The sequence below is a fragment of the Aeribacillus sp. FSL K6-8394 genome, from assembly GCF_038008865.1.
Taxonomy (GTDB): domain Bacteria; phylum Bacillota; class Bacilli; order Bacillales; family Aeribacillaceae; genus Aeribacillus; species Aeribacillus composti.
In genome coordinates this window covers 256,821-273,776 of the sequence record NZ_JBBPAA010000002.1, presented here as the reverse complement: position 1 = coordinate 273,776, position 16,956 = coordinate 256,821, and the positions used below count along the sequence as shown (strand labels likewise).

Sequence of the window (16,956 nt, the reverse complement as noted above, 5' to 3'; positions counted from 1 at the left end):
ATTTTTAAAAATTTTTATATTTGTTGCATATATAGCAATTTAGAAGTTGAAAGTGCAACATAGGGAAACTACCATTAAAGTCACAGTTGAAATTTATGATGATATTCGGGAGGGTGAATCATGCCAATCAACTCAAACGGAACGATTAACTGCTTGCATTTTATTAACGGACAATTTGTTGAATCCGATAACAAAAGGACCTTTGACAATATTAATCCTGCAACTGAGGAAGTAATCGGAACAGTCGCTGAAGGAGGAAAAAAAGAAGTCGACTATGCCGTTTCCGCTGCCAAAAGGGCTTTGAACGGCCCTTGGAAAAACATAACATTAACGGAGCGTTCAAAAATTTTGCGGCGCATTGGCGATTTAATCCAAGAAAGACAGGATGAGCTGGCACGATTGGAATCATTGGATACAGGAAAACCGCTATCTCTTGCAAAAAAAATTGACATTCCCCGTGCTGCCTATAACTTCCACTTCTTCGCAGACTACATCATTTCGATTACGAATGAAGCTTATCAGCAAGATGATCAGGCCATTCATTATGCACACAGACGCCCAGTCGGAGTAGTGGGAATTATCAAGCCTTGGAATTTACCTCTTTTATTATTGACTTGGAAGCTGGCTCCATGTTTAGGAATGGGCAACACAGCTGTTATTAAACCTGCAGAGTGGACTCCTTTAACCGCTACTGCATTAATGGAAATTTGCAAAGAGGCCGGTGTTCCGGACGGAGTTGTCAACCTTGTTCATGGCTTCGGTCCAAACTCCGCTGGGGCAGCAATTGCCGAACATCCTGACATTGACGCCATTTCCTTTATCGGTGAACCCGGTACAGGAGCAGCCATTATGAAAGCAGCATCTAATTCCTTGAAAAAACTTTCATATGAATTGGGCGGCAAGAATCCAAACATTATTTTTGCCGATTCAGATTTAGATGAAGTCATTGAAACTACCATCAAATCAAGCTTTATTAACCAAGGCGAAGTTTGTCTTTGCGGTTCAAGAATTTATGTAGAGCGCCCAGCTTATGAAGAGTTTTTAGAAAAATTTGTAAAGAAAACAAAAGAATTAAAGATTGGCGATCCATTTGAAAATGGCACAGATGTCGGCGCACTCGTAAGCAAGGAACATTACGAACGCGTCAACAGCTACATCGACATAGCCAAGCAAGATGGGGCAGAAATTTTAACAGGCGGAAAGCGTCCAGACGGATTAGATAAGGGTTATTATCTCGAACCTACAATCATAACTGGTTTGGATCGAAATTCCCGCTGCGTACGGGAAGAAATATTCGGCCCAGTTGTAACTGTCTCTCCGTTTGACATGGAGGAGGAAGTTATAGCCCAAGCCAATGATACACATTACGGATTAAGCGCAACTATTTGGACAAATAATTTACGGCGTGCACACAGGGTGGCACATCAAATTGAAGCAGGCATCATTTGGGTCAACACCTGGTTCCTGCGTGATTTACGAACGCCGTTTGGAGGAATGAAGCACAGCGGAATTGGCAGAACGGGCGGCATGCACAGCTTAGATTTTTATACAGAGCTTTCAAACATAACGATAAAGCTATAATTTCAGGTGCCGTTGAAACATAAGGAGTATGTTAAAATAGCCTGCTTACCAAATCATTCTGTCTGAATGAGAAAGGAAGGAAAAAATGTTAACAACGAAAATTGCCAACTTTGCCAATCAACTGCAGGAAGCTGAAGCTTTAAACAAGGCGACAGATCCTCTTACTTCCGTTGATCCGAATCTGACTGCCGAAGAAGCTTATCTTATACAACTGGAAAATATAAAAAGAAAGGTCGATCAAGGTCAAAAAATTGTCGGAAAAAAAATCGGCTTAACATCTTTAGCAATGCAAAAGCTGCTTGGAGTCGATGAACCGGACTATGGACATTTATTAGATTACATGGTCGTTGAAAACGGCGGAAGCATTTCCATGAAAAAAGTTTTGCAGCCGCGAGTAGAAGCTGAAATTGCCTTCATTTTAAAAAAGGAGCTTAAAGGTCCAAACGTAACCGCTTTAGACGTGATCTTAGCAACTGACTATATTGTTCCGGCATTAGAAATCGTCGACAGCCGCATTAAAGATTGGAAAATCAAGCTGGCTGACACCATTGCCGACAACGCTTCATCCGGATATTTCTTATTGGGAGGAAAACCGGAAAAAATAGAAAATGTTGATCTCGAATTAATTGGAATGAGCTTGACAAAAAACGGGGAACTAGTCAATACCGGTGTTGGCGCAGCAGCATTAGGCAATCCGGCAAACTGTGTCGCATGGCTCGCCAACAGGCTGGCTGATTTTGATATTTCATTACGTCCCGGAGAAATCATTTTATCAGGCGCTCTATCCAGAGCCGCTGATGCACAAGCTGGAGACGTCTTTACGGCGCGGTTCGCTCATCTCGGGCATGTAACTGTATCATTTACAGAATAATAGATTGAAAGGAGAATTTTATGAATAAAGTAAAGGTTGGAATTTTAGGGTCCGGCAACATCGGAACAGATTTAATGTACAAAATCCGTCGATCAGATGTATTGGAGCTTACAACGGTCATCGGAATTGACCCCTCATCGGACGGATTAAAAAAAGCAAAAGATTTCGGATATTACACGATTGATACCGGCATTAAAGGTTTTTTAGAAAATCCCGATCTAGCGGATATTCTATTTGATGCCACCTCCGCAAAAGCTCATATACGCCATGCAAAATTGCTGAAGCAAGCAGGGAAAAAAGTTCTTGACTTAACACCTGCTGCCGTCGGTCCGTCTGTCATACCTCCTGTAAATATTGATAAACATTTGGATGCCGACAACATTAATTTAATTACATGCGGAGGCCAAGCGACGATTCCGATCGTTCATGCCATCAACAAAGTTCAGCCTGTCAAATATGCAGAAATTGTGGCAACGATTTCAAGCAAAAGCGCCGGTCCCGGAACTAGAGCAAATATTGACGAGTTTACCGAAACGACAGCGCGCGGAATCGAGGAAATCGGCGGCGCTAAAAAAGGGAAGGCTATCATTATTTTAAACCCTGCTGAACCGCCGATTATGATGAGAGATACGATATATTGCCTTGTAGAAAATGATTTTGTCGATCAAAAAAAGATTACTCAATCCGTCAAAGATATGGTGGAAGTAGTCCAATCTTATGTACCGGGCTATCGCTTAAGACAAGAACCTCTCTTTGACGGAAATAAAATAACAGTTTTTATTGAAGTGGAAGGCGCTGGAGACTATTTGCCGACTTATTCAGGCAATTTGGATATCATGACAGCCGCAGCAGTGAAAGTGGCGGAGGAATGGGCGAAAAATATGACTTCTAAAGTGAATGTTTAAGGAAGGAGTGAATATCGTGGGAGAACGTAACATACTGATTACTGAAGTCGCTTTAAGAGACGGCAGCCACGCGATTCGACATCAATATACTGTGGATCAAGTCGTAGCCGTCGCAAAAGGGTTGGATGATGCCAATGTACCTTATATTGAAGTTTCGCACGGAGACGGTTTAGGTGGCTCATCTCTGCAATACGGACTTTCTTTAACAAATGAAATGGAATTGATCGAAGCCGCTGTATCTACTGTCACAAATGCCAAAATTGCTGTTTTGCTTTTGCCGGGAATCGGGACAATGAAAGAATTAAAACAAGCTGCACAGCTGGGGGTAAAAATGGCGAGAATCGCCACTCATGTAACAGAAGCGGATATTTCAGCACAGCATATTGCTTTCGCAAAAGAATTAGGATTGGAAACTGTCGGTTTTTTGATGATGGCCCATATGGTTCCAACAGAAAAACTGGTTGAGCAAGCAAAGCTTATGGAGAGCTATGGAGCTGATGTTGTATACGTTGTCGATTCAGCTGGCGCTTTTCTACCGCATGAAGTAAAAGAAAGGATTCAAGCTTTAAAAAACAGCTTGTCAATTGAAATCGGATTCCATGGCCATAACAATCTTTCCCTAGCAATGGCCAATACATTAGCAGCCATTGAAGAAGGAGCGACGCGGATTGACGGAAGCATCCGCTGCTTAGGCGCCGGTGCAGGCAACACTCAAACGGAAGTATTAATCGCGGTGCTCAACCGTTTAGGAATCAACACCGGAATCGATTTATACAAAATTATGGACGTAGCCGAAAACATAGTAGCCCCCATTTTGGAAAAGCCGCAAGAAATTACAAAAGATGGACTAATACTCGGATATGCTGGAGTATATTCAAGCTTCCTGTTGCATGCACAAGCTGCCAGCAAAAAATTCGGAATTGATTCGCGCGACATATTAGTTGAGCTTGGCAAAAGAAAGGTTGTTGGCGGTCAAGAGGATATGATTATTGATGTAGCTGCTGAAATTTCAAAACAAAAACAAACGGCACATACTTAAGGAGGATGCAGCAAATGGCTGGCGCAGATATAAAAAAAATTGCTGACTACTTAGTAACAGCGGAAAAGGAAAAACGTGAAGTAAAAAAGGTAACGGCCTCATTAAAACCGGATTTGTCCGTCGAAGAAGCCTACGCCATTCAACAAGAGATTGTCAATATGAAAATAAATGAAGGTCACCGTATCATCGGTCCAAAAATGGGTTTGACAAGTTTTGCTAAGATGAAGCAAATGAAGGTCAATGAGCCTATTTACGGCTATGTATTCGATTATATGGTGATCAATAACGGCGGAGCATTGCCTTTTCATGACTTAATCCACCCAAAAGTGGAGGCGGAAATCGCTTTTGTATTAAAAGAAGATATTGAAGGACCTGGTGTCAATGGTGCACAGGTGCTTGCGAAAACAGAATACGTGATGCCGGCTCTTGAGATCATCGACAGCCGATATGAAAATTTTGATTTTACGCTTCCTGATGTAATCGCTGACAATGCGTCAACATCCCGGGTTGTATTCGGAACGTCTTTGAAAAAGCCGGAAGGATTAGAACTTGATTTAGTTGGATCGACTCTTTCCATAAACGGCGAAAGAAAAGAGTTAGGAGCCGGAGCCGCTGTGCTTGGCCATCCTGCCCATTCCGTCGCTCTGCTTGCCAATATGTTATCACGAAAAGGACAAAAGCTGCGTGCAGGTGATGTCATTCTAACAGGAGGAATCACGAGCGCCGTCTTGATAAACAAAGGCGACTATGTCACAGGAAAATTTGACGGATTGGGCGAAGTAAGCTTCCATGTTGTTTAAATAGCGAAAGAAAAAAATTTCTTACCTGATAGGAGGGATGACATGCCTTTTGTTACTATTCAAATCATGGAGGGCAGGCCGCCAGAGAAAATAAAGGAGTTAATTCAAAATGTAACAAATACTGTATCGGAAACGCTCGATTCACCAAAAGAAAACATCCGCGTTTTAGTGACAGAGGTGCCAAAAACCCATTGGGGAATTGCGGGCAAACCCGCATCTGAAGTAAGAAAATAATTTTAAAGGAGGAGAAGTAGCGATGACGATTGAGCTGGCTATGTTAGCGCCTCATGTGCCAAGCATGTGCCATTTTGACCAAGTCCCCGACTTTCAAAAGAATATGGCCATTGAGATGCAAAAGATGTCAAAGACAATTTATGATTTAAAACCGGATGCCATCGTTCTTGTTTCCTGCCATTGGCCGTCGACTTTTTTCCATTATGTTGATTGCACTCCTGTCCATAAGGGCATTTTAACCGCTTTTGAATGTCCTGATTTAATTCGTGATGTTCCATATGAATATCCCGGAGATAAACAGCTTGGTGATGAACTAGTAAAAATCGGTCAAGATGCTGGACTGCAAGTTGTAGGAATAGACGACCCTTACTATGTTTGGGATTACGGAACGGTTGTGCCTCTTAGATACCTTGTGCCGAATGAAGACATACCTGTTGTGAATTTGTCCGTGACGATGGCTGCCACTTTAGATGAAACGTATAAATGGGGACAGCTGATTGCAAAAGTATTAAAAGAAAGCGAAAAGAAAATTGTATTTGTTTCAAGCGGCGCACTTTCCCACAATTTAGTCCGCGGCAGACACAATAAACCGACCGCTTCAGAACATGCACTAGATAAACAATTCATTAGTTATATAGTAAACAAAGAATATGATGCAGCCTATCAAATGCTTCCTCAATACGCCCGTCTGGCAAAGGTAGAATCAGGCGGAAGACATCTCGCCATGCTATTAAGCATGCTTGAAGACGATGACCAACCGAAATATTGGGCAGACGGCCAATCTTCCGGCAGCTGGAACGCACTGATCACATTTGAGAAAGTAAGTCAGCCGGCAGCCCCAAAAGTTAAGAACTAAAAATTATCAATTGTTTCATATATAAGAAAAACGCTATCGTTTTATAAAAAATGATTAAATAATATGTTTATTGATGTAAAAATATTTAAAACTTTCTGATTTGTAAACGTTTACTATTTATAGGGGGGGAAGATGTTGAAACACACTGCAAAAAAATATTCGTTCTTTTTCATTTTTGTTCTTTTGGCCATGCTAATATTTTCCGGATGTTCATCCAATTCCGCCGGTGGGTCTGACGAATCTAAAGGATCCGGCGAGTCTGGAGGAAAATCAATTGAATTCAAGATGGGGCATATGAACTCACCTGACCACGTACAGGATAAAGATTCTATGACACCTTTCAGTGAGGAAGTTGCAAAATTAACCAATAATCGAGTGAAATTCAAAATTTATCCAGGCGGAGCATTAGGCGGACCTAAAGAGACATACGATAATATTGTCACAGGTATTATGGACGCAGGATGGGGCTTACAAGGGTATAATGCAGGTAAATTCCCTGTCCATTCAGTATTGCAATTGCCGTTCCTTCCAGACGGAAAAAGTGGTGCAGAATTAAGTGTTGTTGCGCAAAAGTTATATGATGAGTTTCCAGAAATTCAAAAAGAATATTCTGATGTAAAGCTGTTATGGGTACATGCTGCTGATCCATATGCGATCATCACAAAAGGAAAAGCGGTCCGCAGTTTTGAAGACGTAAAAGGTTTGAAGCTGAGAACGCCTTCTGTAGAAGCTGGCGAAATGATCAAATCTTGGGGAGCTACACCTGTCTCACTGCCTGCACCTGAAATTTACGATGCAATGCAAAAAGGAGTTATTGATGGCGGTGTACTTCCTGTTGCAGCAATTAAAGATTTCAACTTATTTGATGTAGTTGATTACGTCACTATTGGAAATTTCAATACGAGCATTTATTACGTTGCCATGAACAAGAACAGCTGGAATAAAATTTCGCCGGAAGACCAAAAACTCATTGAGAAAGAGCTGCTTGGTATTCCAATGGCTGAAAAATCAGGTAAAGCCTTCGATAACCAAAGAGCTCTTGCAGAAAAAGAAGCAAAAGAGAAAGGTACCGAATTTATTACTCTGCCAGACAGCGAATTGGAAAAGTTTAAAAAAGCATCTGAAGTTGTCACAAAAAAATGGCTTTCAGATGTAAAAGATAAAGGAATTGACAGTCAAAAGATTTATGATCGGGCTGTAGAACTAATTAAAGGAAATTAATTTTACTTGAAATACCTGTGTACGAATAGAATGACAGACTTTCAATTGAGCAAAACACGTGCACAGGTATTATATTTATCCAATTAATTATTATGGGGGGAAATGAATGAACGCAGAAGAAAAAGGCAATCTTGTCACAGTCGACTCTGAAATTTCACATGAACAACCTATGTCTGTAAAAAGCAACTGGGTTGAAAAGTTAGATCGACTGATTTACAAGTTGAATAATATCTTACACTCCATTTCCAGCATTTTGTTGTTTTTTCTCATGATCTTAACAACAGTCGATGTAATTGGAAGATATTTTTTCAACAAACCGATTACCGGAACTTATGAAATTACTGGCTTGTCTCTGGCAATCATTATTTTCTTCAGCTTAGGTATGACGCAATTGAAAAAAGAACATATCGAAATCGATTTTCTGACAAACAAAATGCCCGCAACACTACAACATGTGCTTTATGCCATTAGCTCGTTGATTTTATTTATTCTTATTGCTTTAACAACTTGGCAATTATTTCAATATGGGAACAGAATTTTATTAGGTAATGAAACAAGCGGCGATCTCGGATTACCTTTATACATTTTTGTATTTACTACTGCTATCGGATCATTTTGTTTTATGCTGACATTTTTGCTTGACCTTTTGAAATCTCTCATCAAGGTGGTGAAATCATGAGCCCAGAAATGACAGGATTAATTGGAATTATCGTGTTAATAATACTGATCTTATTGCGCATGTCAGTAGGTTTATCGTTATTTCTCGTAGGGTTTATAGGAATATGTATTTTGTCAGGTTGGGAGGTTGGACTCTCTCAGCTTGGGACATCAGCTTTTGGTCAAGTAAATAATTATAGTTTAAGTGTCATTCCACTGTTTATTTTAATGGGAATGTTCATGTCTAATACAGGACTTGGAAAAGACCTTTTCAATGCCGTCGATAAATGGCTTGGGCATTTTCGCGGCGGATTAGCTATAGCAACCATCGGTGCCAGTTCCATTTTTGCAGCAATATCAGGATCGAGCAATGCAACAACCGCTACATTAGCGAAAATTGCCATTCCAGAAATGAAACGTTATCAGTATAAAACAGCCTTCTCGACCGCAGCGGTTGCAGCTGGCGGAACATTAGGGATTCTTATTCCACCAAGCGTTATATTAATATTGTACGGCGCCCTTACATCTGAACCAATCGGCCCATTACTAATTGGAGGGCTTGTACCTGGGATCCTCTTGACATTGTTGTTTATGCTCATGATTAACATTCAAGTGAGACTAAATCCTTCTATCGCACCAAGAAAAGAACAGAAAGCAAACCTAAGCGAAAAACTCCGCTCTTTAAAAAGCATTTGGCCATTTTTATTAGTTTTCATATTGAGTATTGGCGGAATATATTTTGGCGTGTTTACCCCTAGCGAAGCTGGTGGAATCGGCGCTATGGGAGCCTTCGCAATCACTTTGCTTTCAAAAAAACTAAGCTGGGCCGCTTTAAAATCATCATTAGACGAAACCCTTCGATTAACAGCTATGCTTTTCTTAATATTAATTGGCGCATCGTTGTTTGGAAAATTTCTAGCACTCAGCCAAATTCCAATGACTTTAACATCTTTAGTAGGTTCGTTAGATGTATCACCTTATTTAATCATGTCCTTAATCTTAATTGTCTATTTCTTCTTAGGTATGTTTTTAGAAGGAATAGCCATTATGGTATTAACTTTACCTATCGTTTATCCAATTGTAACCCAATTGGGCTTTGATGGGCTCTGGTTTGGCATTATTATGGTAATGGTCTTAAATATTGGCGTTTTGACACCTCCTTTAGGATTAAGCGTTTACATCATTAGTGGAATTGTGAAAGATGTACCAATCGAAAAAATTTTTAAAGGAGTTACACCCGCTATCATTACTATGATCATTTTCACTATTATACTTGTAATATTTCCTGAAATCGCAACGTTTTTGCCTAGTTTCATCAAATAAAAAGATCCTTAATTCTCCTAAAATCGCATCATTCTAAAATTTTGTGGGGCTGTCCAGAAAGTCAGATCCCCATTGAAAACAAAAAATCATAAACACCGATATATCAACGTTTCTAAAACATTAATGGGGGCGTCAATAATCCGTAAAAACGAATTATTAGACACCCCCGTTTAACAGTTACAAATCCATCAGTAATCTTTTGTAGTGTTTATAACCCCATAATAAATAAAAGAACCGCAAGAACTCCTAATAGCGGGACACAATAATCAATTGGTATTTATGACGATAGATCAAGCCATTGCTTCGTTATAAGGAGAACATCCATTTATTCATAGCGACCGAGGATTTCAATATAATGGACCTATGGAATCTTTCTGGGGATCACTCAAATGTGAAAAATATTATTTGAACAAATATGATTCGTTTGAGGAGCTTTGTCAAGGAATCGAAGAGTACATCCTATTTTATAATCATGATCGACCCAAAAACGCTTAAACAGCTTCAGCCCTATGGAATTTAGGACTGAAGCCGCTTAGATGATTTTTGTTACTTCCACTGTCTACTTGACAGGGACAGTTCATAGCCAATAGCCTGTTTCGAGAATCCGCAATTCATAAACATCGTTGCTTTTATGACAGCATAAATAACATTTCTGAAAAAGGAGTCTGCCGCTCTCAGATCTCTTCCCGAACTGAAAAAGTTAAACAGTATTGATAGTTGCCGAAAATAACATATTTAAAATAAAAGAACTACATTTCATTCTTTATCTCAGATAAAATACGGTACGAATGCACGCGAGCCGAATGGTCGTATATATATGAAACAACCATTATTTCGTCTACCTGAGTGTCATCCAAAAATTTTTGAAGCTTCTCTTTTATTGTTTGCTTAGATCCAACAAACGAAAAATAAAGCTGATGGCGTACCGCTTCTTTTTCAAATTCATTCCATTCTCCATCCATGCTTTCAACAGGAGGCTGCAACAATCTAGAAGTTCCTCGGATCACGCCCAAAAACATTTGATACAAGCTGGTTGCAAGATACTTCGCCTCTTCATCGGTATCTGCTGCCACGACATTCACACACGCCAACGCATACGGCTCCTTCAAATGTTCTGACGGCTGGAACTGGTCACGATATATTTTCAGTGCTTCATATAAGTGATTCGGTGCAAAATGGCTTGCAAACCCAAAAGGAAGTCCAAGCTTTGCTGCAAGCTGAGCGCTATACGTACTTGATCCAAGCAGCCAAACAGGAACATTTAATCCCTCACCAGGAACTGCGCGTACATACCCTTTCCGCTTCTCTTTCGGAGCAAAATAATTGATGAGTTCTTGGACGTCGTTTGGAAATTCTGATACTGACCCATGTAAATTTCTTCGCAATGCCATGGATGTCACCTGATCTGTTCCAGGAGCACGTCCTATCCCTAAATCAATTCGACCTGGATACAACGACTCTAATGTCCCGAATTGTTCAGCAATCACAAGAGGAGCATGGTTCGGAAGCATGACGCCTCCAGATCCTACACGAATCGTTTTCGTACCTCCTGCAATATAGCCTATTAATACAGAAGTAGCTGAGCTTGCAATGCCCTCCATATTATGATGCTCTGCAAGCCAATAACGTTTATATCCAAATCGTTCAACATTTTGCGCAAGGTCTAAACTGTTTTTGAATGTGTCAGCCGGCGTTTTCCCTAATAAAACAGGAGCCAAATCCAAAACTGAGAATTCAATCTCTTCCAGTCTTTTTTTCTGAGAATTCGTCATTTTTTCAACTCCCTTTTAAACTCTCCTTATAAGGATTGTAAAAAACTGTTCAATGGTATTACAAGGAATTTGCCTGCCGCACAACTTCTCACAGTGAAAAAAATAATTTGTAATTTTTTTATGATTCATCACAGGCTAATCATGAAAAATCAATAAATAACTGTAGATGAGCAAATTCACTAACATAAATTTACATCCGAACAAAAAAGGAGACATGAACCCGATTCCTTGATTAGAATAGATGTGTCACCAAACCATTCTCAAGGAGGTTCATGTCTCATGAATAGACTACCACATCACCAAGGAATCGACAAGTTTTTCGCAATGTTGGGGCTGGCCCTTTATTTCTCTAAGCCGGTCATGAAGCATCTCGTTCATATTATCGATGCGCTGACAACGAAAGGATTTGTGGGAACCTTGACCGATCTGCATCATGAGAGCTTTCATCCCAACCATCGAACGACACTGAGCCATTTTTTCACGAAAAGCCCTTGGGATGAAGAAATCTTGCTTCGCAAACTCCAGCAGTGGATGCTTCGTCATGTGGAACGAACGGCCAAGCGAGAGAATCACCCCATTTTTGTTTCGATCGATGATACGATCTGCCGAAAAACGAAGCCTTCGTCACAGGCGAAACACGCTATTGAAGGGTGTAATTGGCATTATTCTCACGCGGACAAAAAGTCGATTTGGGGACACTCTCTCGTCTGGCTCATGGTTCATACGATGACGCAAGCCTTTCCCTTTGCGTTTCGCCTCTACGACAAGGCGGATGGGAAAAGCAAGGGTCAATGGGCCATCGAGATGCTTTCTTCTTTGGATGTGCACGGTTCTGTTTATGTGCTGATGGATTCTTGGTACCCATCGAAAACACTCGTGGAAGCCTGCCTGAAAAAAGGATTCCACGTCATTGCGATGCTCAAGACGAATCGGGTTCTTTATCCAAAAGGCATCGCCATCCAAGCCAAACAGTTTGCCCGCTATATCGAACCGAACGACACCCATCTCGTCACGGTGGGAGAAGAGCGTTATCGCGTGTATCGCTACGAGGGAGCGCTGAAAGGTCTCGATGATGCCGTTGTGTTGTTGGCTTGGAAAGCCGATCAGCCGATGACACCTGAACATCTTCACTGCGTCTTGAGCACCGACCGGGAGCTAAGCGATGAAGAGATCTTGCGCTACTATGCCCAGCGTTGGTCGATCGAATGCTTTTTTCGACAAGCGAAAGACCAGCTGAAGCTCGATGGGTACCGCGTTCGCGGGCGTCGGGCGGTGAAACGGTATTGGATCTTGGTGCAACTCGCTTATGTGTACAGTATGGTCGAATCCAACAGCGATTTCTCTACCGGGCTTGACTTCCTTCGAAAGAAGAAAGGACATAGCCTCGTGGAGTTTATTTACGATGCAGCGAAACAAGATATTCCCATTGATGTCGTTAAAAAACAGCTTCATGTGGCATAAGGGGTACTCCGTTTGTCTCTTTTTACATGGTAATTATTGTAATGAAAATTGCTCAACTACAGTAAATAAAAGCGAGAACGAGTTAAATCCTTAGTCTTAAAATATGAATTAAGCTGGAAGATAAATCCAGTGACCTTTCGCTTAAAAAATAAAGAACTTCACAAAGCTGCTTCCATTATTATCTTCCATTATTATAAGGAAAGTTTGTAAGTTTATTCTGATCAAACATAAGCAGATTTTTACTACTAAACAGTTAAAAATGGGTTTTCAATGTTTATAGGAAGAATTTCCGCTGAAGCAGAGACCTATCGAGATGAATGACTTGTGTGAGCAAGACATAATCAAGTCCAAAAAAGTGTTCAGAACCATCGTGGAGAATTTTCTTTTGTTTACAAGCTCAATCAATCATTTCGTTTTCGAAGCAAAAAACATTTCCTCCAAACAGAAAAACTGCCTGTACACGTTACTGTCAACCAATGTTCTATCTATCATTGCGGGTGAATTGATTGAGGCATAAAACTAAGCACAATAATTTACAGCCGCACAGCTTATACTCGCCAAGCGCTTTCCTTATCAGCAAAACTTTCATCTACATCTGAAACTCGTCCAGCCATTTCTCTTGCTGCTTTCGAGTTTCCGCCTTGGAAAATTTTTGGGATATTAATAGGTTTAGGCTTTAATGGCGCTTCATTTATACGATAAAAATCTCCTTTAAAAGTAGTGGTTTCCTTTGTCCACAAATCTCGTAGAACCTGTATAAATTCTTCAGACCGTCGATAACGTTCATCATGGTCTAACCACGGTTCCCCATAACCGATAAATTCATTTTTAAACCATCCGCTGACAATATTAATTGAAGCACGACCATTACTGATATGATCAATCGTTGAAATAATTTTTGCTATGACACCTGGATGCCATAGACCGGGCAGCACAGCTGTAATAATGTTTAATTTTTTGGTACTAGCGGCAAGTGCAGAAGCAAGCGCAGCGGCTTCTAATTGTTTTTCAGCTCCGTAGCTGGCGAAAAATCTTGTTTGCAGTAGGACGTAATCAAAACCATTTTCTTCAGCTATTTGTGCATAACGTTTGTTATCCTCAAATGACCAGCCTGTTTTCTGTGGCAGATTAGAGATCACAAGCCCTCCACTAACGTTTGGCGCCCAATAAGCAAATTGTAAACCCATTGATTTTCCCTCCTTAAATTTTAATAAAAAAGGCTCATATCAGATCCCTAATATTAGGAACTGATATGAGCCTCTGGCGGTCCAGTGGGCAACCGGATAAAAGTAAAAGATTTAAGTATGATATTAATTCCATTATTCCTATTTGTCAAGTATGTTTTTAAAAATTTCGACTTTTCTTGCTAGTTTTATTAGATCAGTCCTTAGAATTAGACATGAGGGAAAGGCAGAATGGAAAATGGGTCATGGAGCGATAGGGAATATGATTATATATAATGGAGAAGGGAAATAAATAATTCTTTGTTGGAAAGCGTGGAGGATCGGTCAAAAAAAGCCGAAGGAGCTTTCTCCGACAATTTTATTATGTAAAAATAACAAAAAAGCAGTATTGATGGACATTCAAGATTAAATGTCTAATCACAAGCCTTTTTCCATCATGATCAAGTCCTGAGGACAAAAACAGTTTCGACAAAGCATAAAACATAGAAAAGATGAAACCAATAATTGGTCTCATCCTTTTCTTTATAACGGCATTGGTGTGTCTGTCGGGTTTGCATAGCCTTCTTTGTATTTTTCATCTATATATTGGCGAATTTCTTTTACCGTTTTTCCATCTTGCTTCATTTTGATTGCTTCTGCTGCAATTTCTAAGCAGACGTTGCAGCGTGTTCCATGGTCATCCCATACAACAGAACCATTTTGATTTACTTGCTTAACAAAACAATTTAGACTGCTCCGATGTCCGGCATGATCGCCGCAGCCACAATAACAAGGAATCCATTGCAGCAGCTCCATTGATTTTCCGGCTGCTTGATAGATGATTTGAATGTTTTCGCTATATTCATTTAAAAAGGTCGGCAGTTCATCCCTTGAAGCAGTTGTTTCCCACAAGTCGCCATTCGGCGCGTGCTCCATGGTTGATTGTTCTTTATTTGAACTGCAAGCAGAAATGATGATTGTAATAAATAGTAATACCAATAATTGTTTGGCTTTCACAACGTCACACTTCCTTTTATAAAGTGTAATGAAATCCTTCTTTTCTGTTCATCAACTAATCACAAATTGCATTCAGCTGCCGAACATAGAACCATCTGGCGGCCGATGTTACCCTTACAATATATATTCCTATTTCCCTTCCTTAAAGGTTTTCTCTCAATTAATAAAGTCTAAAGAACGGCATACATCTTCAAAGCTTCTGATATCATTCCATTATATTGTAAAGGGGATGCTTCTAGTAGCTGCTAAATATCCTTTATTTTCAAATCCGAACTTTCGAAGGGTGGATAGATTTTAAGCTCTACAAGAAAAATACCATAATCACTAAATAATAAAAAGAATCTTCCTTTAGTTTTAAAAAATTGTCAATGGTCAAGTTTGATCAAAAAAAGGAACCTTCCTTAAGAAAGTTCCTTTTTTATAGCTTGCAAAAATTCAAACTATTCTTTCTATTATTATAATAGAACATTTTACGCTCTAACAGTTGATTTGGCCTGAACCCTTCCGACAATACCTGTAATAATAATGACAATGATCGCTGGAATAAACCAGCCGAGTCCTTGTTTATAAAATGGCAATACTTGTTCATAGAACGAAACAATCGGTACCATCCATCCGAAATAATCAATTCCAAGTGAATTACATAATGATTTCAAACCATCAAAAATACTAATTAAAAATGTAACTCCAGTCGTTGAAGCATATACAATGCGTGCGTGATGGAAAAGCGGCGACAAGAACGTTAACAAAATCAAAACAATCGCTAGCGGATAGATGAACATTAAGACAGGGATAGAAAATGAAATAATGTTCGTTAATCCAAAGTTTGCTATTACAAAAGTAAGTAAGCTAAAGAAGATAACCCACGTTTTATAGCCGATTCTCGGAATCAATTTATGAAAATATTCAGCATTCGCCGTTATTAAACCAATGGCAGTCGTTAAACATGCAAGGATGATAATAATAGCCAGCATAATTAAACCAAATGTGCCAAAATAGTGTGAAGCCGCATTGCTGAGAACGGGTCCACCTGTTTTAAAAATTCCGAAAGCTTCTGTACTTGTTGCTCCTAAATAAGCAATTCCAATATAAATCAGTGCAAGCAGTGAAATGGCAACAGTTCCTGATTTTGCTGTAGCTTTCATAATATCTTTTTTTGATGTTACACCTAATTTGCGTATGGCATTGATCACAATAATGCCAAATACAAGTGATGCAAGGGCGTCCATTGTACTATAGCCATCTATAAAACCTTGGGAAAACGCATGAATTTTATACACGCCTTGCGCTGAACCAATATCCCCAATAGGATTCACAACTACCATAAATAAAAGTATGGCAAGAAGAATCACAATTCCAGGCGCTAGAAGTTTTCCAACATTATCAACAATTTTAGCCGGGTATAAAGAAAACCAAAAAGTCACAGCAAAAAATAGCAGCGTATAAATAAACAATCCAACCTGATGAAATTCCTCAGCAACAAACGGCGCAATACCGACTTCATACGCAACAGTTCCAGTCCGCGGTGCTGCAAAAAAAGGACCAATTGTTAAATAGAGCAATGATGTGAGAAAGACGGCATAAGTCGGATGAACTCTACTAGAAAGCTCTTGTAAATCACTGCTTCCGGAAAAACTCATCGCTATAATCCCGAGAAACGGCAATCCGACTCCAGTAATAATAAATCCAGTAACAGCAAACCACAGATTTTCCCCGGCATTTTGTCCAAGCTGAGCTGGAAATATTAAATTCCCCGCCCCAAAAAATAGGGCAAACAACATAACACCAATAACAGTAAGTGATGAAAATGATAGCTTGTTATCCTTATCCATAATTATTTATCCCACCATGATGAAATTTTTTAAAATTAATTTATTAAAATAATTTGCATGATTCGTACAATAAATTATATTATACTATTTTTTTACGAAAATTTCAATGAATTCATATACTTATACTACGTACATTCACTTGGAAAAAACGCTTGAAGCAGGCGGAAATGAACGCCTGCTTCAAATAATCGTAAGTCATCATCGCTTATCCTTTAAAATCTTGC

General features: G+C 39.7%; 15 protein-coding genes and 1 pseudogene. 12 read left to right on the top strand and 4 right to left on the bottom strand.

Annotation, left to right across the window (positions count from 1 at the left end; translation table 11 throughout):
* Positions 1-120 precede the first annotated feature (120 nt).
* From NSR00_RS13755 to NSR00_RS18130, 11 genes are all read left to right on the top strand, one after another.
* Positions 121-1,581: an aldehyde dehydrogenase gene (locus tag NSR00_RS13755; protein WP_063388380.1), complete on the top strand. Its 1,461-nt coding sequence runs from the start codon at positions 121-123 to the stop codon at positions 1,579-1,581.
* An 85-nt stretch (positions 1,582-1,666) separates the two neighbouring features.
* Positions 1,667-2,452: a 2-keto-4-pentenoate hydratase gene (locus tag NSR00_RS13750; protein WP_066247143.1), complete on the top strand. Its 786-nt coding sequence runs from the start codon at positions 1,667-1,669 to the stop codon at positions 2,450-2,452.
* A 20-nt stretch (positions 2,453-2,472) separates the two neighbouring features.
* On the top strand, positions 2,473-3,357 hold the full coding sequence (locus NSR00_RS13745) for an acetaldehyde dehydrogenase (acetylating) (protein WP_340789470.1): 885 nt from the start codon (positions 2,473-2,475) through the stop codon (positions 3,355-3,357).
* Positions 3,350-4,396 carry a 4-hydroxy-2-oxovalerate aldolase gene (gene dmpG, locus NSR00_RS13740; protein ID WP_063388383.1) on the top strand — a complete coding sequence of 349 codons (1,047 nt, stop codon included), beginning with the start codon at positions 3,350-3,352 and terminating at the stop codon, positions 4,394-4,396. The genes NSR00_RS13745 and dmpG overlap by 8 nt, the downstream gene beginning before the upstream one ends.
* 14 nt (positions 4,397-4,410) lie before the next feature.
* Positions 4,411-5,196: a 2-keto-4-pentenoate hydratase gene (locus NSR00_RS13735; protein ID WP_340789467.1), complete on the top strand. Its 786-nt coding sequence runs from the start codon at positions 4,411-4,413 to the stop codon at positions 5,194-5,196.
* Complete coding sequence (locus tag NSR00_RS13730) at positions 5,197-5,430, top strand: 4-oxalocrotonate tautomerase (RefSeq protein ID WP_257790172.1); 234 nt, start codon at positions 5,197-5,199, stop codon at positions 5,428-5,430.
* Between the two features lie 22 nt (positions 5,431-5,452).
* Positions 5,453-6,286, top strand: coding sequence for a DODA-type extradiol aromatic ring-opening family dioxygenase (locus NSR00_RS13725; RefSeq protein WP_339210848.1), 834 nt, complete (start codon positions 5,453-5,455; stop codon positions 6,284-6,286).
* 135 nt (positions 6,287-6,421) lie between these two features.
* Complete coding sequence (locus tag NSR00_RS13720) at positions 6,422-7,507, top strand: TRAP transporter substrate-binding protein (RefSeq protein ID WP_340789465.1); 1,086 nt, start codon at positions 6,422-6,424, stop codon at positions 7,505-7,507.
* 106 nt (positions 7,508-7,613) lie between these two features.
* On the top strand, positions 7,614-8,186 hold the full coding sequence (locus NSR00_RS13715) for a TRAP transporter small permease (protein WP_340789463.1): 573 nt from the start codon (positions 7,614-7,616) through the stop codon (positions 8,184-8,186).
* Positions 8,183-9,487: a TRAP transporter large permease gene (locus NSR00_RS13710; RefSeq protein WP_340789462.1), complete on the top strand. Its 1,305-nt coding sequence runs from the start codon at positions 8,183-8,185 to the stop codon at positions 9,485-9,487. Before NSR00_RS13715 ends, NSR00_RS13710 begins: the two co-directional genes overlap by 4 nt.
* 363 nt (positions 9,488-9,850) lie before the next feature.
* Positions 9,851-9,982 carry an IS3 family transposase gene (locus tag NSR00_RS18130; RefSeq protein WP_445659584.1) on the top strand — a complete coding sequence of 44 codons (132 nt, stop codon included), beginning with the start codon at positions 9,851-9,853 and terminating at the stop codon, positions 9,980-9,982.
* 254 nt (positions 9,983-10,236) lie between these two features.
* Here NSR00_RS18130 and NSR00_RS13700 read toward each other — a convergent pair whose 3' ends face one another.
* Positions 10,237-11,259: an LLM class flavin-dependent oxidoreductase gene (locus NSR00_RS13700; RefSeq protein ID WP_063388387.1), complete on the bottom strand. Its 1,023-nt coding sequence runs from the start codon at positions 11,257-11,259 to the stop codon at positions 10,237-10,239.
* Positions 11,260-11,538: 279 nt separating this feature from the next.
* Between NSR00_RS13700 and NSR00_RS13695 the strand changes: the two genes are divergently transcribed.
* A complete protein-coding gene (locus NSR00_RS13695; RefSeq protein WP_340786448.1) occupies positions 11,539-12,720 on the top strand; it encodes an IS701 family transposase in 1,182 nt (393 codons plus the stop codon).
* 593 nt (positions 12,721-13,313) lie between these two features.
* On the opposite strand, the pseudogene NSR00_RS13690 reads toward NSR00_RS13695, so the two are convergent.
* The 3 genes and pseudogenes from NSR00_RS13690 to brnQ form a co-directional block, all read right to left on the bottom strand.
* Positions 13,314-13,907, bottom strand: a pseudogene (locus NSR00_RS13690) (LLM class flavin-dependent oxidoreductase); the annotation flags it as partial.
* A 519-nt stretch (positions 13,908-14,426) separates the two neighbouring features.
* Positions 14,427-14,900 carry a PCYCGC motif-containing (lipo)protein gene (locus NSR00_RS13685; protein ID WP_063386536.1) on the bottom strand — a complete coding sequence of 158 codons (474 nt, stop codon included), beginning with the start codon at positions 14,898-14,900 and terminating at the stop codon, positions 14,427-14,429.
* Positions 14,901-15,370: 470 nt separating this feature from the next.
* A complete protein-coding gene (brnQ, locus tag NSR00_RS13680) occupies positions 15,371-16,732 on the bottom strand; it encodes a branched-chain amino acid transport system II carrier protein (RefSeq protein ID WP_340789459.1) in 1,362 nt (453 codons plus the stop codon).
* Positions 16,733-16,956 lie beyond the last annotated feature (224 nt).